This window comes from Thermoleophilum album (assembly GCF_028867705.1).
In the GTDB taxonomy this organism is placed as follows: domain Bacteria; phylum Actinomycetota; class Thermoleophilia; order Solirubrobacterales; family Thermoleophilaceae; genus Thermoleophilum.
Window position 1 is genome coordinate 1155425 of the sequence record NZ_CP066171.1, and the last position, 18858, is coordinate 1174282.

18 protein-coding genes, 2 tRNA genes and 1 pseudogene are annotated in these 18858 nt (G+C 70.1%); 5 read left to right on the forward strand and 16 right to left on the reverse strand.

The genetic code is table 11. The annotated features are described in order from the left end of the window. Positions 1-106: 106 nt before the first annotated feature. From JDY09_RS05420 to ruvC, 7 genes are all read right to left on the reverse strand, one after another. Positions 107-781 (reverse strand): iron transporter, encoded by a 675-nt coding sequence (locus JDY09_RS05420; protein ID WP_274715912.1) that lies wholly within the window; start codon positions 779-781, stop codon positions 107-109. 225 nt (positions 782-1006) lie between these two features. Continuing rightward, positions 1007-1279 carry a hypothetical protein gene (locus tag JDY09_RS05425; RefSeq protein ID WP_274715913.1) on the reverse strand — a complete coding sequence of 91 codons (273 nt, stop codon included), beginning with the start codon at positions 1277-1279 and terminating at the stop codon, positions 1007-1009. Then, positions 1279-4269, reverse strand: a complete 2991-nt coding sequence (gene secD / locus JDY09_RS05430) for a protein translocase subunit SecD (protein WP_274715914.1) — start codon at positions 4267-4269, stop codon at positions 1279-1281. Before secD ends, JDY09_RS05425 begins: the two co-directional genes overlap by 1 nt. Then, positions 4266-4721: a PAS domain-containing protein gene (locus tag JDY09_RS05435; protein ID WP_274715915.1), complete on the reverse strand. Its 456-nt coding sequence runs from the start codon at positions 4719-4721 to the stop codon at positions 4266-4268. The genes secD and JDY09_RS05435 overlap by 4 nt, the downstream gene beginning before the upstream one ends. 87 nt (positions 4722-4808) lie before the next feature. Continuing rightward, entirely contained in the window at positions 4809-5861 is a 1053-nt protein-coding gene (ruvB, locus tag JDY09_RS05440; protein WP_274715916.1) for a Holliday junction branch migration DNA helicase RuvB, read from the reverse strand. Then, the gene (gene ruvA, locus JDY09_RS05445) at positions 5858-6475 is read right to left on the reverse strand and encodes a Holliday junction branch migration protein RuvA (RefSeq protein ID WP_274715917.1); all 618 of its coding nucleotides are present in this window, start codon (positions 6473-6475) and stop codon (positions 5858-5860) included. Before ruvA ends, ruvB begins: the two co-directional genes overlap by 4 nt. After that, the gene (gene ruvC, locus JDY09_RS05450; protein ID WP_274715918.1) at positions 6472-7077 is read right to left on the reverse strand and encodes a crossover junction endodeoxyribonuclease RuvC; all 606 of its coding nucleotides are present in this window, start codon (positions 7075-7077) and stop codon (positions 6472-6474) included. The genes ruvA and ruvC overlap by 4 nt, the downstream gene beginning before the upstream one ends. Before the next feature lie 45 nt (positions 7078-7122). Here ruvC and rfbC point away from each other — a divergent pair, with 45 nt between their 5' ends. After that, a complete protein-coding gene (rfbC, locus tag JDY09_RS05455) occupies positions 7123-7695 on the forward strand; it encodes a dTDP-4-dehydrorhamnose 3,5-epimerase (RefSeq protein WP_274715919.1) in 573 nt (190 codons plus the stop codon). A 29-nt stretch (positions 7696-7724) separates the two neighbouring features. Here the strand turns inward: rfbC and JDY09_RS05460 are convergent, their stop codons facing one another. The 7 genes and pseudogenes from JDY09_RS05460 to JDY09_RS05490 form a co-directional block, all read right to left on the reverse strand. Then, on the reverse strand, positions 7725-8477 hold the full coding sequence (locus tag JDY09_RS05460; protein ID WP_274715920.1) for a YebC/PmpR family DNA-binding transcriptional regulator: 753 nt from the start codon (positions 8475-8477) through the stop codon (positions 7725-7727). A gap of 38 nt (positions 8478-8515) precedes the next feature. Continuing rightward, on the reverse strand, positions 8516-9619 hold the full coding sequence (locus tag JDY09_RS05465) for an aminopeptidase (protein WP_274715921.1): 1104 nt from the start codon (positions 9617-9619) through the stop codon (positions 8516-8518). Positions 9620-9732: 113 nt separating this feature from the next. Then, a pseudogene (gene pdxT, locus JDY09_RS05470) lies at positions 9733-10305 on the reverse strand (pyridoxal 5'-phosphate synthase glutaminase subunit PdxT); the annotation flags it as partial. After that, positions 10305-11189: a pyridoxal 5'-phosphate synthase lyase subunit PdxS gene (gene pdxS, locus JDY09_RS05475; protein WP_274715923.1), complete on the reverse strand. Its 885-nt coding sequence runs from the start codon at positions 11187-11189 to the stop codon at positions 10305-10307. The gene pdxS and the pseudogene pdxT, both read right to left, overlap by 1 nt. A gap of 67 nt (positions 11190-11256) precedes the next feature. Beyond that, a complete protein-coding gene (locus tag JDY09_RS05480) occupies positions 11257-12099 on the reverse strand; it encodes a MurR/RpiR family transcriptional regulator (protein ID WP_274715924.1) in 843 nt (280 codons plus the stop codon). Between the two features lie 104 nt (positions 12100-12203). After that, on the reverse strand, positions 12204-12935 hold the full coding sequence (locus JDY09_RS05485; protein WP_274715925.1) for a sugar phosphate nucleotidyltransferase: 732 nt from the start codon (positions 12933-12935) through the stop codon (positions 12204-12206). A gap of 122 nt (positions 12936-13057) precedes the next feature. Beyond that, entirely contained in the window at positions 13058-14290 is a 1233-nt protein-coding gene (locus tag JDY09_RS05490; RefSeq protein ID WP_274715926.1) for a glycosyltransferase, read from the reverse strand. Between the two features lie 74 nt (positions 14291-14364). On the opposite strand from JDY09_RS05490, the gene JDY09_RS05495 reads away from it, so the two are divergent. Further along, a tRNA-Ile gene (locus JDY09_RS05495) sits at positions 14365-14437 on the forward strand. 23 nt (positions 14438-14460) lie between these two features. Here JDY09_RS05495 and JDY09_RS05500 read toward each other — a convergent pair. After that, positions 14461-15534 carry a TlpA family protein disulfide reductase gene (locus tag JDY09_RS05500; RefSeq protein ID WP_274715927.1) on the reverse strand — a complete coding sequence of 358 codons (1074 nt, stop codon included), beginning with the start codon at positions 15532-15534 and terminating at the stop codon, positions 14461-14463. A 117-nt stretch (positions 15535-15651) separates the two neighbouring features. On the opposite strand from JDY09_RS05500, the gene JDY09_RS05505 reads away from it, so the two are divergent. The 3 genes from JDY09_RS05505 to JDY09_RS09985 all read left to right on the forward strand — a co-directional run bounded on the left by JDY09_RS05505 (position 15652) and on the right by JDY09_RS09985 (position 18745). After that, positions 15652-16374, forward strand: coding sequence for an SDR family NAD(P)-dependent oxidoreductase (locus JDY09_RS05505; RefSeq protein WP_274715928.1), 723 nt, complete (start codon positions 15652-15654; stop codon positions 16372-16374). Between the two features lie 65 nt (positions 16375-16439). After that, positions 16440-17480 carry an LLM class F420-dependent oxidoreductase gene (locus tag JDY09_RS05510; protein ID WP_274715929.1) on the forward strand — a complete coding sequence of 347 codons (1041 nt, stop codon included), beginning with the start codon at positions 16440-16442 and terminating at the stop codon, positions 17478-17480. 185 nt (positions 17481-17665) lie between these two features. Next, complete coding sequence (locus tag JDY09_RS09985; protein WP_428837466.1) at positions 17666-18745, forward strand: glycosyltransferase; 1080 nt, start codon at positions 17666-17668, stop codon at positions 18743-18745. Here the strand turns inward: JDY09_RS09985 and JDY09_RS05515 are convergent. Continuing rightward, a tRNA-Asn gene (locus JDY09_RS05515) sits at positions 18707-18779 on the reverse strand. The genes JDY09_RS09985 and JDY09_RS05515 overlap by 39 nt on opposite strands. Positions 18780-18858 lie beyond the last annotated feature (79 nt).

Below are 18858 nucleotides of genomic sequence, written 5' to 3' on the forward strand. Positions count from 1 at the left end.
GAGGCTGATTCTCACGGCGCCGGCAGACAGAAAGCAGTGCGGGCCGCGGCCGGCTCCGGCACCGACCGCGGCCCGCGACGTCGCGAGGCTTCCTAGCGCCTCACGCTCAGGACTTCTCGAAGCGCACGCCGCGGAAGGTCACCTCCGCACCCTTGGCGAGGGCAGGCTGTTGCGACTCCTCGCCGTGGCGGGTGAAGGGCGGCGGCGTGATCCGCACTCTCAGCGTGTAGGTGCCCGGACGCGGAATCCTCACGTTGTCGGCGTAGTGGAAAAACTCGGCGTAGTAGAAGCGCGGCCGGGTGCGCACCACGACGTTGCCCGAGCTGTCGAGGATTTCGAGATCGATCCGGACGTCGGGCACGACGCGGCCGGTGGAGCGCTCGATCGGGATGATCTCGACGTGGTGCGTCTCGCCCCGCGCGGGACGGCGCCAGCGGTAGCTGCCGTTGCCGGTCGGTACCCACCAGCCCTCGGCGCCCTCGACGATGTAACCGATCTTCCACTCGCCGACCTCGCGCACGCCGCCCTCGTGCTCGAGCTCTTCGGCGAGCTTCTGCTGCTCGGCAACGACACCGGCCGGCACGGCGCCCGCAGCCGTAGTGCCGGTGCCGGAGTGGGTCGTGGTGCCAGTGCTCGTCGACGTGCCGGCGGTGCCTGTGCCCGTGCCCTCGACCGTGACGCTGCCACGGTCCTCGCCACCGCAGGCGGCGAGCGCCACCGCGGCAGCGACGGCCACGCCAGCGACGGCGGCCGATCTCAGGGAAAACGTCGCTCTTGCCATCTGACTGCTCCTGTGTTTTCGACTTCGCAACATCGCGGGGCCGACAGCCGAGCCCCGTGCACGTGGCGGACCCGGGGTACCGCCCGTGCGATCGCTTTACTTAGGGCAGCCTAACATTTTCCGCTCGGAGACCTCGGAATTGCGCACAGGGCAGCTCGCGCCGGTGCACTAGCGACGCTCCCGACCACCGTGCGAGCAAGGTTCGGGCGAAGCGGCTTCAGCTAGCTAGGCGCTCGCTGCGCGTCGCTCGCGGCGATCGCCCCACAACCAGCACACGGCGAGACCCACGAGTGACCCGGGCAGCGCAAGCAGCGCTTGTGCGAGATCGGTCTCGCTGCGGCCCGGCACCGCGAACCCGTTCGCGACGAGGGCGAGGAGAAGCGCACCGGCGATGCTCGCCACGAACGCGCCGACGATCCCACCCAGAAAGCGGTCGGGCACGAAGACCGTGAAGTGCCAGACGGCGATCGCCATCATCGTCCAGACCACGAGCCCCATCAGCGCGGCCTCCCGTGCTTGCGCTTGCGTTCGCTCCGACGCCGAGCACGCTTCTCGCGCTCAGCATCGGCGGCCGGAGACACGAGCGGCGGGTCCGCCGGCTGCGGTCGCGACGCCTCGGGCTCGGCCGCCGTCGCGGTGGCGACGGCACCCGGGCTGCGCTCGGCACCGCCCGCCGCCGCAGCGCCGGCGGGCGCGGGACCGCCGCGCCGGCGCGCGGTGCTGGGCGCGCCGCTAGCGGCTGTCTGCGTGGCGGCCGGCGCCAGGTCGGCGTCGAAGAATGCGGGCACCCGGCCGTACTCGGCGAGCCACAGCTCGCGCCGCCGCCGGAACAGCGACTCGCGCTCCTTCCACTCGACCAAAACCGGGGTAGCGATGAAGATCGACGAGTAGGTGCCCGAGACGACACCGACCATGAGGGCGAAGGCGAAGTCCTTGAGCGTCTCGCCGCCGAAGAAGTACAGCGCGGTGATCGGCAGCAGCGTAGACAAGCTCGTAGCGAGCGAACGTGTCAGCACCTCGGACATCGAGCGGTTGGCGATCTGGGCGAAAGTGGCGCGCGGCATCCGCGGCATGTTCTCGCGGATGCGATCGAACACGATGATCGTGTCGTAGAGCGAGTAGCCGAGGATCGTGAGGAGCGCCGCCACCGTCGCCGTCGTCACCTCGCGGTCGGTGATGGCGTAGACGCCGGCGGTGATGAGAATGTCGTGCACAAGCGCGATCAAGACCGGGACCGCAAACTTGGGCTGGAAGCGGGCGGCGATATAGACCGAGATCAACGCCAGCGAAGCGAGGATCGCGATCAGCGCCGTTTCGGCCACCTGTTTGCCGAACGTCGGGCCGATCGAGTTAACCGAAAAGTCGGCGCGACGCACGCCGAACCGCTGGTCGAGGCGCTCGCGCACCCGCTCGACCGCGTCCGGTGCCAGCCGTGGTGTCGATATCTGCACGACGTTGGCGCCGAGCTCGGGGTCGCGGACCTGCTGGATCTTCGCGTCGGCGTAGCCGAGCGGGGCGAGCGTGTCGCGCACCTGCTGCACCGAAGCCGGCCGCTCGAGCGGGGTCGTGATGCGCGTACCCGCCTCGAAGTCGATACCGAAGTTGATGCCGAGAGTTGAGATAGCGATCGCACCGGCAGCGATGATCACGCCCGACATCGAGAAGAAGAGCTTCGAGCGGCCCATGAAGTCGAACCGCCAGGCGACGTGACGCCGCCCGATCCCGAGCGCTGACGGGCGCGCGAGCAGCCGCGAGCGCGCAAGCGTGCCGAGCACCGCCGAGGTGGCCAGCACCGCGGTGAACAGCGAGGTCAGCGTGCCCAGCAGCAGGGTGAAGGCGAAGCCTTTGACGCCCGCCGTGGCGAGCATGAAGAGGATGAAGGCGACACCGAGCGTGACGACGTTGGCGTCGACGATCGTGCGCAGCGCCTTCGAATATCCGGCCGATATCGCGGCCGGTATCGACCGCCCCGCGCGCACCTCCTCCTTGATGCGCTCGTAGATGACGATGTTGGCGTCAGCCGCGACCCCGAGGGTGAGGATCAGCCCGGCGATCCCTGGCAGCGTCAGCGTTACCGGGATCAGCTTGACGACCGCGAACAACAGCACCGCGTAGACAAACAGCGCGAGCGTCGCGATCACACCGAGCACGCGGTAGAAGGAGACGAGGAAAAGGATCGTCAGACCGAGCCCGGCGAGCCCGGCGACAAGACCCTGCTGCAGCGCTTGTTTACCGAGCGTCGCCGAGACCTGGGTTTGCGAGATCAACTTGAGGTTGATCGGCAACGCGCCGATGCGCAGGTTGCGGGCCAGATCCTGCGCCTCCTGGAGCGAACCGATCCCCTCGATCTGCGCGCCGGTGCGCCCGTCGATCCCCTCGGGGTTCTGAACGAAATCGATCGTCGCGCGCGAGATGATGCGCCCGTCGAGGACGATCGCGAAACGCTGGAACGCGGTCTGGCGCGGCGCTCCCGGCGGCAGGATCTGCTGGGCGCCCCGCTCGGCTAGCCGGCGCGTGACGCGCTCGAAGGCGCGGCGCCCACGGTCGCTGAAGCGCATCGTGACGACCGGCTCGCCGGTGCGGGGGTCGAACTCTTGGCGGGGGTCACGGATGTCGCTGCCCGAAAGCTCGACGTCGTCTTCGATCACGAAGTAGCGCTTGATCTGCTCGGGCTGGTTCGGTGCGCGCTCGGCCTCGACGACGAGGATCCCCTGCGGAACCCGAACGACGACGCTGCCTGCCGGCGGGCCGCCTGCGCCCAGGGCGCGCAGCTCCCGCGCGCACTGCGTGCCCGGCGTGTAGCGCTTGGCAGCGCCGGGCCGCGGCTCGTAGTCCGAAAGCAGCTCGTTGCAGCTCGTGTCGGGCCCCTGAATGAGCCGGCGATCGGGACCGAACAGGTAGTAGCGAGCGTTGGCGCTGTCGTTGCGCCGGTCGTAGTACTCGAGGATCTTGCGGCGGTCGCCGCCGAAACGTCGGCGCACGGCGGGTGAGACGCCTTCGGGCGGCACATCGGTCGGCTCGGCGCGTGGCTTCTGTCGCGACGCGACGCGTACCGCCTCCCACAGTGCGCGGCTGCCGGCGTACGGTTGGTCCGGACCGCGGCCGCCCAGCACGTTCGCCTCCCAGTCGTAGAACTGGAGTTGAGCGGTGGTTCCGACCTGTTGGATCGCCCGCTCGGCGTTCTGGACGTCGGGCAGCCCGACGGAAATCTGATCGGCACCGGAGCGCTGGATCTCGGGCTCGGCGACACCGAGCGCGTCGGTGCGCTTGCGGATGGTCTCGATCGCATCGTCGATCGCCTCGGGGGTGACCTTGGGCACCTGCGGGGTCGGCTGACCTTGGTAGATCAGCTCGACGCCGCCGCGCAGGTCGAGACCGAGACGCGTCGGTTTGTGCAGCGGCGAGCCGGGCACGATCACCAGCGCCGACAACACGAGCAGCGCGGCGACGAGCGCGAGGATCGCGCTGTTGCGCCGTCGGGAGGTCACGAGGTCTCCACTTTCGGGGTAAGGATCAGCAGGGCGCCGCCGTCGTCATCGTAGGCGGGCAGGACGTCGCAGACCGCCGACTCCTCTTGGTCGCCCTCGGCGTGGACGCGCACGTTGCGACCGAGCACGCGCACTCCCCACTCGAGTGCGGTGGCGATCGGGTCGTCGCCATCGGCGAAGCGCAGTCCGAGCACCTCGCGGGCAGGCCGCCCGATGACGTCTAGATCGCCGAGCCCGGTTAGCTCGCGCGCCCCCTTGCCCGTGCCGAGCAGCCGCCCCTGGCGATCGAGGATGAAAAAGGCCGCGTTCGGGGCTGGGTAGTAGTCGTCGAGTAGCTCGAACACGAACGCGAAACCGCAATGCGGACAGCCGCGTGGACGGTCGCTAAAGCCGGCGGTGCGCTCGGCGGCAGCGGAACGGCGCCCGCAGCTCGGACAGATGAAGATCGGCACGGCCAACAGAGTAGGGAGAAAGCTGCGCCCTGTGACGGTCGCCGCCCCGCACATTCTGTCGGCATCCGCCCGCACAGCAGCGACCGCTCAGAAAAGCGCCCTGGCGCGCGCGGGCGGCGTAGCTCCGAGGTGGCGGAAGGCTCGCTCGGTCGCGACGCGACCGCGCGGCGTGCGCGCGAGCAAGCCGCGCTGCAACAGGTAAGGCTCGTAGACGTCCTCGATCGTGTCGGGCTCCTCGCCCACCGCCGCTGCCAACGTCGATAGCCCGACCGGACCTCCCCCGAAGTCGCGGCAAATAGCGGCGAGGATCGCCCGGTCGGTGCGGTCGAGACCGACCTCGTCGATCTCGAGCAGCTCAAGGGCGGCGCGGGCGACGGCGAGATCGATCTCCCCTCCCCCGACCACCTCGGCGTAGTCGCGCACCCTGCGGAGCAGACGGTTTGCGACCCGGGGGGTGCCACGCGAGCGGCGCGCAATCTCGGCCGCCGCCTGGTCGGCGATCGCCACGCCGAGGATGCGAGCGGAACGGTGAACGATCCGGGCAAGCTCTTCCTCGGGATACAGCTCGAGGCGGATCGTCACACCAAAGCGGTCGCGCAGCGGCGTTGTCAAAAGGCCGGTGCGCGTCGTCGCGCCGACGAGCGTGAACGGCGGCAGGTCGAGGGTTATGACCCGCGCCCCCGCCCCCTGGCCGACCGTGATCGGCAAGCGGCGATCTTCCATCGCCGGATAGAAGGTCTCTTCGACGGCGCGGGGAAGCCGGTGGATCTCGTCGACGAAGAAGACCGAGCGCGGCTCGAGCGCCGTGAGGTAGGAGGCGACGTCGCCCTTGCGCTCGAGCGCGGGCCCGGCCGTCTGGACGAAGGCGACGCCAAGCTCGCGCGCCACGATCTCGGCCAGCGATGTTTTGCCGAGTCCGGGCGGTCCGGCGAGCAGCAGATGGTCGAGCGGCTCGCCGCGCGCCCGCGCCGCTTCGACGAAGACGGCGAGCTGGCGTTTTACGCGCTCCTGACCGACGAAGTCGTCGAGCGTGCGCGGTCGCAGCGTCACCTCGAGCTCCTCTTCGCGCGTCTGCGCGTGCGGAGCCTGCAGCCGCTCGACGCCCGGGGTTCGGATCGCTGCGGAGGCTTTCGCGCTCACGCCGCCGCCCTCGCAGCTCGCAGTGCCGACGCCACGAGCTCCTCGACCGACGCGTCGCTGCCGCACGTGCTCAGTGCCGCGTCGACCAAGCGTTCGAGTTCGCTGCCCTCGAAACCGAGCGCGGCGAGCCCGTCGCGCACGAGCGCGACCGTCTCGTCGTGCGCAACGCCGCGGGTGCTTTGCTTGGATGTCGGAGCGTGCGCGAGCTCGCTGGCGGCGCGCTCGCGCAGCTCGACGATGATCCGCTCGGCGGTGCGTTTGCCCACCCCGGGCACAGCCAGGAAACGCTCGCGCGCACCGCTCGCGATGGCGCGCGCAAGCTCGTCGGGCCCGCCCGCCGAGAGAACCGCCAGCGCGAGTCGCGGACCGACCCCCTGCACCCCCTGCAAGAGAAGAAACAGCTGGCGCTCGCTGGCGCTCGCGAAACCGTAGAGCTGCGCCTGGTCGTCGCGTAGCACGAGATGGCAGAAAAGCTCCGCCTCCTCACCGACCGCCGGCAGCCGGGCGAGCGTCCATCCCGACACGGCGAGCGCAAAGCCGACACCTCCGGCGCACTCGAGCACCACCGTGCCGGGCGCTTTGGCGACCAAGGTGCCGCGCAGATGGTGGATCACAGCGCCACCTCCCGTGTCGCCGAGCGCGTCTTGCGAGCGGCACCGGTCGCGCGTGCAGACGCCGCGGCGCTGGCGATCGCGACCCCTGTCGGCAGCCGGTGGAGATGGCAGATCGCGACGGCCAAGGCGTCGGCGGCATGGTCGGGCTCCGGCGGTGCGGGCAGCGACAAGAGCGCCGCGACCATCCGCTGCACCTGGCCCTTGTCGGCCGCTCCGGTGCCGCAAACGGCCTGCTTCACCTGCTGGGGGGTGTAGGAGAAACAGGGCACGGAGCGTGCGCCAGCGGCCGCGAGCACGACGCCCCGCGCCTGACCCACCGCCATCGCCGTCTGCACGTTGCGCCCGAAGTAGAGATCCTCGACCGCGAGCGCCGTCGGCTGGTAGCGGGCGAGGAGCTCGTCGACGCCAGCGTGGAGCGCAGCGAGGCGCCGCTCGAGCGCGGCGGCGCGGGGCAGCGTGAAAACGCCACCGTCGAGCGCACCGAGCCGTCCGCCGCGTGCGACGACCACGCCGTAGCCGCAGTGCTGCGAGCCAGGATCGACACCGATCACGACCACTGCCGATGGATTCTGCGGGCGCGACCGGACGCCTTCGCCCGGCATCCGCCTCTTACGTAGCGGTCGCCTGCTCGGTTAGCGTTAGCGGCCGTGATCGAGATCCTGCCCACCCGTCTGCCCGGACTCAAGCTGATCCAGCCGCGCGTGTTCGGCGACGAGCGCGGCTTCTTCCACGAGACTTACCGTCGCGACGCCTACGCGGCAGCGGGGATCGACTGCGAGTTCGTCCAGGACAACCACTCGCGCTCACGCCGAGGCGTCGTGCGCGGAATGCACTTCGCGCTGCCGCCCGGCCAAGCCAAGCTGGTGCGGTGCGCGCGCGGCAAGATCGTCGACATCGTCGTCGACATCCGTCGCGGCTCGCCGACCTACGGCCAGTGGGAGGCGTTCGAGCTCGACGACGAGAACCTCCGCCAGCTTTTCGTGCCAGTGGGGTTCGCCCACGGCTTCTGCGTGTTGAGCGAGGTGGCGGACGTTGTTTACAAGTGCTCGCACTACTACGACCCCGAGCTCGAACGCGGGATCCATTTCCGCGATCCCGAGATCGGGATCGAGTGGCCGCTTCCCGTCGACGAGCTCGTGCCCTCGGAGCGCGACCGCAACGCGCCCACGCTCGCCGACGTAGCCGACACGCTGCCGTTCGTGTACGACGGCGAGAGCTAGCCCGCTGCCGCCACCGTCGGCCGCGCGCGCTAAACGCCCGCGGCCTGCTCGAGGAGCTCGGCGTCCATGTCGAAGTTGGCGTGGACCGCCTCGACGTCGTCGTGGTCCTCGAGCGCTTCGAGCAGCTTCAGCAGGCGACCGGCATCTTCGCGCGCGACCGGCGTTCTCGAGGTCGGGCGCATCACGATCTCGGCCGACTCGACCTCCACGCCGCTCGCCGCGAGCGCGTCGCGCACCGCTGCAAAGTCGGCGGGATCGGTGACGATCTCCCACAGGTCGCCGTCGCGCGAGATGTCCTCGGCGCCGGCGTCGATCGCCGCGAACAGCGCGTCCTCGTCGTAGCGGCGCGCGTCGACGACGATCTCGCCCTTCTTCTCGAACACCCACGCGACCGAGCCCGGTTCGCCCATGCTCCCCCCGTGGCGGGTGAAGAGGTGGCGGATCTCGCCGCCGGTGCGGTTGCGGTTGTCGGTCAGCGCTTCGACCAGGATCGCGACACCGCCCGGCCCGTAACCCTCGTAGACGACCTTTTCGATCGCCTCTGCCCCGGCCTCGGCCCCCACGCCACGGGCGATCGCACGCTCGATGTTCTCCTTCGGCATGCGCGCCTCTTTCGCCTTCTGGATGGCGTGGGCGAGCGCGGGATTGCCGTCGGGGTCACCACCGCCCTCGCGCGCGGCGACCTGGATCGCGCGCGCCAGCTTGGTGAAGAGCTGCCCGCGCTTGGCGTCTACAGCCTTCTTCTTGTGCTTGATCTGCGCCCACTTGGAGTGGCCTGCCATCGCGCAGCAGTTTAGGTCCGCTCAGGCAGTCACCGAGCTCAGATCGCGAAGCGACCGTCGCGCTGCAAGGTTTCGCCGTCGACGGTGATCTCGCCCCCGTTGCGGAGGTCGAGCACCATGTCCCAGTGGATCGCCGACTCGTTGCGACCGCCCGTCTCTGGGTAGCTGGCGCCGAGCGCAAGGTGGACCGTACCGCCGATCTTCTCGTCGAGGAGGATCTCCTTCGTAGCGGTGGCGATCCCGTAGTTCGTGCCGATACCGAGCTCGCCCAAGCGACGCGCCCCCTCGTCGGTGTCGAGCATCTGGAAGAGATAGTCGGCGCCCCGCTCGGCGTCGGCGTCGACGACACGCCCGCCCTCGAACCGCAAGCGCACGCCCGCCACCTCGCGCCCGCCGTAGACCGCCGGGAAGGTGAAGGTCACTTCGCCATCGACCGAGTCCTCGATGGGAGCGGTGAAAAACTCGCCATCGGGCATGTTGCGTTCGCCCACACAGGGGATCCAGCGCCGCCCCTCGACCGCCAGGCGCAGATCGGTGCCGGGAGCGGTTATGCGCACCTCGCTGCGCCCCTCGACCCACTCGGCGAGCCGGCGCGTCTCGGCGGCGCGCTCGCGCCAGGCGGCGATCGCGTCGCCGCCGTCGACAAGGCACGCACCGTAGTAGAAGCGCTCGTACTGATCGAGCGACATCCCCGCCTCGGCTGCGTAGGCGTGGGTCGGAAAGAGCGTCAAGACCCAACGCAGCTCGCCGGCTGCCGAGCGCCGCATCTGCGTATCGAGGAGAGCGCGGCGGGCCTTCTGCGCGCGCGCCTGGCGCGCGGGATCGACCTGGGTCAGCGCGCGCGTGTTGTGCTCGGCGAGGATCGCGAAGCGCACGTCGGCTTCCTCGGCCGCCCACCGCGCCGGCGGCGGCACGAAGTCGAGCTGCTCGTCGTTCGCAAGCTCGTAGAAGAGCGCTGGCGCCTCCTCGGGCGACAGCTGGACGACGGGATGCCCACCGGCGCGCAGAACTTCCTCGAAGATCGCCAAAACCAGCGGCTCGGCGGCCGTCGACGCCTGGATGACGCACACGTCACCCGGTTTCACCTCGGTCGAGTAGCGCACGAGCACGCGCGCCAGCGCTTCGACACGTTGGTCCCTCACCTTCCCCGTACCTCCTCGTCGGTTGCCACTGCCGCGGTCCGCTCCGCCTGCGACCCATCCGCGAGCCGGCGCGGCTCTCCCTCGAGCGCAGACGTTTCGCCCGTCTCGGCACCCTTCCGCGCGGCGGCCACGAGCTGGCGGTGCAGACGGACGTCATCTGTGAGCTCGGGGTGGAAGGCGATTGCCACGGCCGCTCCCTGGCGCACCGCGACGGGGTGGCCCTTGACACTCGCCAGCACCTCGACGCCGGTGCCGACCTCCTCGACCCACGGGGCGCGGATGAACACCGCGCGCAGGGGACCCCCCGCTAGCCCGCGCACAGGCAGCTCGCACTCGAAGGACGCCACCTGGCGGCCGAAAGCGTTGCGGCGGCAGCGGATGTCGAGGACGCCGAGGTGGTCACGGTCGAGCACGATCATCCCCGCGCAGGTCGCAAGGCAAGGCAGTCCGGCGGCGAGCAGTTCGCGCAACGGATCGGCTAGCCGCTCGCGCTCGATGCCCATCGTGATCGTGGTCGACTCGCCCCCCGGCAGCACCAGCGCGTCGACACCTTCGAGGTCGCGCGGGGTGCGGACACGCCGCGTGTCCGCACCGGCGCGCGCGAGCATTCGCTGATGCGCCTCGAAGTCGCCTTGGATCGCCAGTACGCCGACGAGCGGCCGCCGCTCCGAAGCAGCCTCCCCCACTACCACCCGCGCTGCTGGAGCAGGTTGCCGGAAGCCGCCAGCTCGCCGATCTCGATCCCAGTCATCGCCTCGCCGAGACCGCGCGACACAGCGGCGATCCGCTCGGGGTCGTCGTAGTGAGTGGTGGCCTCGACAATCGCCCGCGCCCGCCGCTCGGGATCCTCGGACTTGAAGATGCCCGAACCGACGAAAACGCCTTCCGCACCCAGTTGCATCATCAGTGCCGCGTCCGCGGGGGTGGCGATGCCGCCGGCGCTGAACAGCACCACAGGGAGACGACCGTGCTGCGCCACCCAGCGAACGAGCTCGAGCGGGGCGCCGAGCTCTTTCGCTGCCGCCGGCAGTTCGGCCTCGTCGAGCGTCGTCAGGCGGCGGATTTCGCTCGTGATCATGCGCATGTGGCGCACGGCCTCGACAACGTTGCCGGTGCCAGCCTCGCCCTTCGAGCGGATCATCGCCGCACCTTCGGCGATCCTCCGCAGCGCCTCGCCGAGGTTCGTCGCCCCACAGACGAAAGGAACCTTGAACTGCCACTTGTCGATGTGGTGCTGCTCGTCGGCCGGGGTCAGTACCTCGGACTCGTCGATGTAGTCGACCTCGAGCGCCTCGAGAACCTGCGCCTCGACGAAGTGACCGATCCGCACCTTGGCCATCACCGGGATCGTCACCGCTTGCTTGATCTCCTCGATCTTGGTGGGATCGGCCATCCGCGCGACGCCGCCGGCGGCGCGGATGTCGGCGGGCACGCGCTCGAGCGCCATCACCGCGCAGGCTCCAGCGGCCTCGGCGATTCGCGCCTGCTCGGCGGTGACCACGTCCATGATCACACCGCCTTTGAGCATTTCGGCGAGGCCCGTCTTGACGCGCAGCGTGCCGGTCTCCATCGTTCGGCAGGATACTTCGCGCGCGCGGCGGGCCGCCCGGCCCCGTCACCCGGCGGGCACGAGCGACTTATTTGAGCTTGAACGCTTTGATGCGGTCGGCGTAAGCAGACTCATCGAGGGCGTACACGCCGTACGCGAGCGCCTGCACAAGCGAAAGCAGCGCAACGTGCGAGCGCACGTAGGCCGGGCTGTCGGAGGAGTAGAAGAGGGCTTCGTCAGCGACTCGTGCCGCCTCCGAGAGCGTCGAGTCGCAGATCGCGATCGTGCCGGCGCCGCGGTTGCGGGCGAGCTTGAGCGCCCGCACGACCAGCGCGTGCGGGCGGCCAGCGCTGAAACCGATCAGCAAGCTGCGCCTGTCGACGCGCGCCAGGCGCGCGAGCCCCTCCTGGCTCGGGCTCGCCACCACGTCGGCACGGAGATCGAGCAGCATCAGTAGATGGCGCAGGTAGCTGGCGAAAAACGCCATCTGGTCGGTGCCACAGAGGACGATGCGGTCGGCGCGCGAGATCATGTCGACGCACCGCGCCACCGCGCCGCGATCGACCCGACGCGCGGTCGCCTCCAGGTTGCGGTGGTCAGCCTGGAGCGCGGCCTCGAACTCGGTCTGGTCGATCGGAAAGAGCGGCGGTGCGGCTAGACCCGCCAGCTCCTCGCTCTCGCGCCGGCGGCGGTACTCCTCGCGCGCGGCGTGCTGCAACTCGGGGAAGCCCTCGAAACCGAGCGCCTGGGCGAAGCGAACGACAGTCGAGCTGGAGGTGTTGGCGCGCCGCGCCAGCTGCTCGGCCGTGTGGAAGGCGGCTTCCTCGAGGTGGTCGATGATGTAGCGACCGACGTCCTTCTGGGAAGGCGAAAGCTCGTCGAACCTTTGCTTGATCTCCTCGGAGAGGGTTAGCGCTGCCGTGCGAGTCACGGCGCACTGTTTCGTGCGCGAGCAGCGACTTCCTGCCGAGCCCGGGTCGGCGCGCGCCCTCGGCGAGGGTCACGGAGACGCCATGCGTGCGCGACGGTCGACCGCTAGCGGCGCATATCGAGCCAAGGCGGGCTACCGCGCGCGCACAGCTCGTCGAGCTGGTTGCGGTCCTTGTAGGTGTCGAGGCACGCCCAAAACCCCTCGTGGCGGGAGGCGTGGAGCTGGCCGGCGGCAGCGAGACGCGGGAGGACGTCGCGCTCGAGCACCGCGTCCGCTGCGAACAGCTCGAGCGCGCCGCTCTCGAAGACCATGAAACCGCCGTTGACGTAGCGCGGCGAGCGCGGCTTTTCCTCGAAGCCGCGCACGCGACCGCGCTCGTCGAGGTCGAGCACCCCGAACTGCAGGCGCGGGCGCACAGCGGTGACGGTCGCGAGTACGCCCGCACGCTCGTGCTCGACGAGCGTGCGGGCGAGGTCGATGTCGGCGACCCCGTCGGCGTAGGTGAGGCAGAAACCACGACCGGCGAGGAGCTCCCGCGCCGCCCAGACGCGCCCACCGGTGGGAGTGTCGTCGCCGGAGCGGTGACAGCGCACGCTGACGCCCTCCGGCCAGCTCTCGCCGCGCGCGTAGCGCTCGACGAGATCACCCAGGAAGCCGGTGAGGAGAAGGAACTCGCGGAAACCCTGGCGGGCGTAAATCTGCACCACATGCCAGACGATCGGCTTGCCACCGACCTCGACGAGCGCCTTGGGGGTCGCCGGGCCGCTGCCGTTGAGCCTCGTTCCGCGCCCCCCACAGAGGATCGCGACCGGTCGCTGTTGCCGCTTCGCTGTCACGGCGGCGCATTATCGGCGTCGCCGCAGCGGGGCCACGGCCCGACCGCGAGCAGGCATGGCCGCAGTCGCGACGACGGACACACCCGCACGCCCTCTGCGCGCGAGACCCGCTGCTCGGGCAGTCAGGCCGGGGTGGCAGCCAGGGACGCGCTTCCTGCAACCGGACGCCGGTCGGCGCGCTGCGCGGCGTTTGCGCTGCGCGCGACCAGCTCGACCGTGCGCCGCAGGCGCTCGCGGAAACGGTGTTTGTCCCAACGCAGCGCGTGGCGGCGGATCGCGTCGCGATCGAAACGGTCCGGGTCGAAGCTGCGGATCGCTGCAGCGATCGCCTCCGGAGTCTGCTCGTCGAAAAGAACGCCCGTGTGCCCGTGCACCACGGTCCGGCGCGCACCGCCCCGACCGTAAGCGATGACCGGGCGCCCGCAAGCCATCGCCTCGATCGGCACGAGACCGAAGTCGTGCAACGTCGGCGACACGAGAGCTTTGCAGCGCTGCATCAGCTCGACGAGCGCACCGTCGGGAACGCGCCCGAGGAAGGTGACGTTCGGCGGTGCGGCGGCGTGCAGCTCGCGCGCGGCAGGACCGTCGCCGACAACGATGAGCCGTTCGTGCGGCAGCTGCCGGAAAGCCTCGATCGCGACGCTAGCGCGCAGATACGGCTCGACGAGGCGGCCGACGAGCAGGAAGTAGTCCTCGGGGTCGCCGGTACCGGGACGGAAGAGATCGCAGTCGACCGGGGCACCGATAACCTCGGCGTCGCGCCCGTAGAAGGTCTTGATCTGACCGGCGATGAAGTCGCTTTGGGTGAGGAAGTGGTTGACCCGCTGGGCTGCACGACGGTCGGCGATCCGCATGGCGGCGGCGAAGATGTCGAAGGCCAGACCGCTCGCTCCTCCCCACGACCAGTGGCGGCGGTAATCGCGCGTCATCGTCCAGGCGAAACGCAGCGGCGAGTGGCAGTAGCAGACGTGGGGCGCGCGGTTGGCGGTGCTGAAGCCGAGCGCGAAGGCATAGGAGGAGCTGACGAGCACGTCGGCTTCGGGCAAGGTGGTTCGTTCCACGACGAGCGGGAGCACCGGCGCAAGCAGCCGGTAGGAGCGCGCGAGCCGCTGGCGCGGCGGCAGGATCGAGTGGAAACGGTCGTCGATGCCCAGTTCGATCGCGACGCGACGGCTGCCGAGCAGCGAAAAGACCGGGGCGTCGGGAAAGGTGGCAGCGATCTCGCCGAGCACGCGTTCGGCCCCGCCCAAAACCTGGGCGAAGTCGTGCGCAATCACCACGCGCAGCGGCCGCCCGTCGCGATCGCGCAGGTCGGGCGACTCGCTGCCTCCTCCCTCGAGCGAGCTCGACTGCATCTACGGGCGAGGCTAACGCACCCGCTTGCGTTCCGAAAGAGCGCGCCCCAGAGCGGCATAGACTGGCGTCCCGCGGGCCGGTAGCTCAGCGGTCAGAGCAGCGGGCTCATAACCCGATGGTCGCAGGTTCGAATCCTGCCCGGCCCACTCACTCGCGAACCACCCGCTCTCTACCTCGAGACCCTGCCCGCTCCCCTCACAGCCGCGTCGAGCGCGCGCTCGAGCTCGTCGTAGCTGGCCGCACCCTCGATCCGCGCCGCTATCCGCCCATTGCGGTCGATCGCGAAAACCCACGGTTCGCTGCGCAGGCGCCACGCTTCGACCTGGGGCCGCAACCCCTTGTTGGGATCGTTGTCGCGGTAGATCTCCATGTGAATGAACGCCGCCCCCTCGCCGCGGCGGGCGCGTAGCTGCTCGGCAAGATCGACGACCGGCCCGCAGACACGGCTCTGGCAAAGCGCGGGGGTGGCAAACACCAAGAGGACCGGGCGCTTGCCGAGCACGTCGGCGAGATCGTCACGGTGCATCCCGTCGGGAGGGGTACGCGTTTCGATCGAGCGGATGTCGCCACGCACGTCGTCGACGGTCGGTGTGTGCACGGAGATCGCCCGCTCGCCGACGTCGGGCACCGGGCTGTCGCGCTTCACCGTGAGCACGGTCGGACGAGTCGAAACCAGGCGACCGTCGACGATCGCCAGCGCCACCGCGGTGTAGCGACCGGGGCGCGGGAAGGTCGGGAAAGCTACGTGCACAGAGCGGGCGATGTCCTGGTCGCGCGCGGTTTCCTCGCTGCGAAAGGCCGGTTTGACGGTGAGCGACTCCTCGCGTGCGGCAAACGGCCCGAGCGCCGGCTCGTCGCCGCGAGCCACGTAGAGCGCGGCCGGGATCCCGAAGCGCGGGCCGCGCTGCGGGTCGATCAACGCGAAACCGAACCGCTGTCGCCCCCGCTCGAGTTCGACCCCAGCGGGCGCCAGCTCGAGCTGCGAGGGGCGCCCAAGAGCAGCGATCTGGTCGATCGAGCGCCCTTCTGCAGCGGGAAAGTCGGCGCGGGCGGCCGTGGTGGTGGCCGCTCGCTCGCCGCCCGAACCGCACCCGGCCAGGGCGACGGCGGCGAGCCATGCGAGCGCCGCCCACGCTCCGACACGCTGTCGCGCGGAGCGTGCCGAGAGTCGTCTTTGCCGCGACCTTGTAGGGGCGACGGGGTGGACAGTGCGGGGCGAGCGATCGATCGACGGGGGAGGCATCGCGTCGAAGCGTAGGGGGTTAGCCTTCCGCGTCGCCAGCGGCGCAACGGCGCGCGCCGGCCAGCGAAGGCAGAGCGCCGGTTCGCCACCGCATTCCGACACCGACCAGGAGGAGCGATGCCCGAACGCGCAGCGATCGTCACCGGAGGATCGAGCGGAATCGGTTTCGACATTGCGCGCGCGCTAGCCGAGGACGGCTACGCGCTCACCGTCTCGGCGCGGCGTCCCGACAAGCTCGAGCAGGCGGCCGAACAGCTGCGCGCCGGTGGCGCCACGGTTCACGCGGTCGCTGCCAACATGGCTGAAGAAGAGGACATCAAGCGCGTCGTACGCGAGCACACGGAGCAGTACGGGCGTCTCGACGTGCTCGTCAACAACGCCGGTGTCGGTATCGCCGGACCGATCGAACAGACGGAGACCAAACGCCTCGACATCCAGCTCGACGTCAACCTGCGCTCCGTCTACTTGATGACGCGCGAGTGCATTCCGCTTCTCAAGCGGGCCGGCGCCGAGCATCGCCGCGCGCACATCATCAACACTGCTTCGATCGCCGGCAAGATCCCGCAGCCCGGTCTCGCCGCCTACTCGGCCGCAAAAGCCGGTGTCGTCGCGCTCACGCAGGCGACGATTCGCGAGCTGTCGGCCGACGGTGTGCGCGCCACCGCGCTCTGCCCCGGCTTCGTGGCGACGCCGATGACCGACTGGATCAAGGAGCACGTTCCGCCATCGGAGATGATCCAGACGGCCGACATCGTCGCGGCGGTGCGCTTCGTGCTGGCGTGCTCGCCCAACTGCATCGTGCCCGAGATCCAGTTCGTACGGCCCGGCGACATGCCGTGAGCGCGGCAACGGCATAGCGAGCGCACCGGCAAGCGGGATCGGCAAGCGAGACAAGGGGTGGCAGAGTGAAGCTCGGACTGCACATCGGTTACTGGGGGCTCGGTCTTTCGGCTCAGGATCAGCTCGAGCTCGTGCGCGAGGCCGAGCGCGTCGGGTTCGACTCCGTGTGGTCGGCGGAGGCGTACGGGTCCGACGCGGCGACGGTGCTCGCGTGGATAGCCGCCCAGACCGAGCGCATCCGCATCGGCTCGGCGATCTTCCAGATTCCTGCGCGCTCGCCAGCGATGTGCGCGATGACGGCAGCCACGCTCGACCACCTGTCGAACGGGCGCATGATCCTGGGCATCGGCGCCTCCGGTCCGCAGGTCGCCGAGGGCTGGCACGGTCAGCGCTTCGCCCGGCAGCTGCAGCGCACACGCGAGTACATCGAGATCGTGCGCATGGCGCTGGCCCGCGAGCGCGTCGTCTACGACGGCGAGATCTACAAGCTGCCGCTGCCTGATGGTCCGGGGAAAGCGTTGAAGCTCACGATCTCGACCGTCCAGGAGCGAATCCCGATCTACCTGGCGGCGCTCGGCCCGAAGAACACGCAGCTCGCCGGCGAGATCGCCGACGGCTGGATTCCGACGCTGTTTTCGCCCGAGCACGTGGCACAAGCACGCGAGCTGCTCGAGGAGGGCGCGCGCCGCGCGGGTCGCAACCTTGACGGGTTCGACATCGCCCCGTCGGTGAACGTCGCGATCGACGACGACCTCGAGCGTGCCCGCGACGTGATGCGGCCGTACGTGGCGCTCTACGTCGGCGGGATGGGGTCGCGCGAGCGCAACTTCTACAACCAGCTCGTGCGCCGCTACGGCTTCGAGGAGGCGGCCGAGAAGGTCCAAACTCTCTACCTGGAGGGCAAGAAGGAAGAGGCAGCCGCTGCCCTCCCGCCCGAGCTGATCGACACCGTCACGCTCTGCGGCCCGCGCGAGCGCATCCGCGAACGGCTCGCCGTCTACAAAGAGGCGGGCGTCGGCACGCTGATGGTCACGCCGATGTCGTTCGAACCGCAGGCGCGGCTGCGTATGGTGCGCGAGCTCGCCGAGCTCGCAGCCGAGGTCTGAAGGCAAGCGTCGAAAACCGAGACCGCGGGCCTACCACCCGCCCGCTGCGCGTGCTGCTCGCCTCGTTCGGCGACCCGGGCCACGCCTTCCCGCAGATCGCTCTCGGTCGCGAGCTGGTGCGGCGCGGCCACCACGTCTGTTTGCAGACCTGGCGGGCTTGGCGGGAGCACGTCGAACGGGAGGGGATGCGCTTCGCCGCCGCACCCGAATACCAGGTGTTCCCGACCCGCGAGCGACCGCTCTCCCCTTACCAGGCGGCGGTGCGGGCAGCGCGCGAGACGCAGCCGCTCGTGCGCTCGTTCGCGCCTGATGTCGTCGTTGTCGACATCCTGACGGTGGCTGCCGCACTGGCGGCCGAGCGCGAGGGACTGCCCTGGATCACGCTCGTCCCCCATCTGTTGCCGTTGCCGGACCGTGCACTGCCGCCCTACGCGATCGGTGCGTTGCCGCCGCGGACAGCGGTGGGGCGCGCGTTCTGGCGGCTCTTTCGGCCGTTGTTGCGCCTCGGCGAGGAGCGTGGGCGGCGCGAGCTGAACGAAGCGCGCCGCCGTCTCGGCCTCGCGCCTCTCGCCTACCCGCACGGCGGAATCTCGCGGCTGCGTGCGTTGGTCGCGACCTTCCCGCAACTCGAGGAGGCGCGCTCCGAGCTGCCCGCATTCGCTCGCATAACCGGCCCGCTCGAATGGGAGCAGCCCTATCCCCCCGTCGAGCTTCCGGCAGGCAGCGAGCCGCTGGTGCTGGTGGCACCGAGCACCTCCCAGGATCCCGACCACCGGCTGTTGCGCTGCGCGCTTGCCGGTCTGCGCGACGCGCCAGTGAGGGTGCTGGCGACGACCAATCGGCGGCCGCTGCGCGAGCAGGTCGAGATCGGGCGGAACACGGTCCTTGTCGACTGGGTGTCCTACTCGCAGACGATGCCACGGGCCGACCTGGTGGTCTGCCACGGCGGCCACGGTACGGTGGTTCGTTCGCTCGCGAGCGGCACCCCCGTCCTGTGCGTGCCGGCAGCGGGCGACATGGCCGAGAACGCTCTGCGCGTGGCATGGGCGGGCGCGGGTTTCGCGCTGCCCTCGCGCCTGCTGTCGCCGCGCAACCTGCGGGCAGCGGTGCTGCGCGCGCTCGCCGATCGCTCCACCCAGCGCCGTGCGAGCGAGTTCGCAGCGTGGGCTCGCGCCAATCCCGGTGGCGCGGGCGCGGCTCGCGAGGTGGAAAGGGTCGTGGAAGAGCTCCGGGGGCGGGACTCGAACCCGCAACCTACTGGTTAACAGCCAGCCGCTCTGCCAGTTGAGCTACCCCGGACCGAGTGCCCCGCCCGCGCAGCGAACCGCGCAGGCGCACGAGCGAACCCAATGCTACCTCTAGCCACGCGCGAGCCACC

What these genes read in the sequence shown, in the direction of transcription:
- JDY09_RS05420 (WP_274715912.1), bottom strand. Translation starts at nt 781, where the DNA reads ATGGCAAGAGCGACGTTTTCCCTGAGATCGGCCGCCGTCGCTGGCGTG.
- JDY09_RS05425 (WP_274715913.1), bottom strand. Translation starts at nt 1,279, where the DNA reads ATGGGGCTCGTGGTCTGGACGATGATGGCGATCGCCGTCTGGCACTTC.
- ruvC (WP_274715918.1), bottom strand. Translation starts at nt 7,077, where the DNA reads ATGCCGGGCGAAGGCGTCCGGTCGCGCCCGCAGAATCCATCGGCAGTG.
- JDY09_RS05460 (WP_274715920.1), bottom strand. Translation starts at nt 8,477, where the DNA reads ATGGCAGGCCACTCCAAGTGGGCGCAGATCAAGCACAAGAAGAAGGCT.
- pdxS (WP_274715923.1), bottom strand. Translation starts at nt 11,189, where the DNA reads ATGGAGACCGGCACGCTGCGCGTCAAGACGGGCCTCGCCGAAATGCTC.
- JDY09_RS05490 (WP_274715926.1), bottom strand. Translation starts at nt 14,290, where the DNA reads ATGCAGTCGAGCTCGCTCGAGGGAGGAGGCAGCGAGTCGCCCGACCTG.
- JDY09_RS05500 (WP_274715927.1), bottom strand. Translation starts at nt 15,534, where the DNA reads ATGCCTCCCCCGTCGATCGATCGCTCGCCCCGCACTGTCCACCCCGTC.
- JDY09_RS05505 (WP_274715928.1), top strand. Translation starts at nt 15,652, where the DNA reads ATGCCCGAACGCGCAGCGATCGTCACCGGAGGATCGAGCGGAATCGGT.
- JDY09_RS09985 (WP_428837466.1), top strand. Translation starts at nt 17,666, where the DNA reads ATGCGCTTCGCCGCCGCACCCGAATACCAGGTGTTCCCGACCCGCGAG.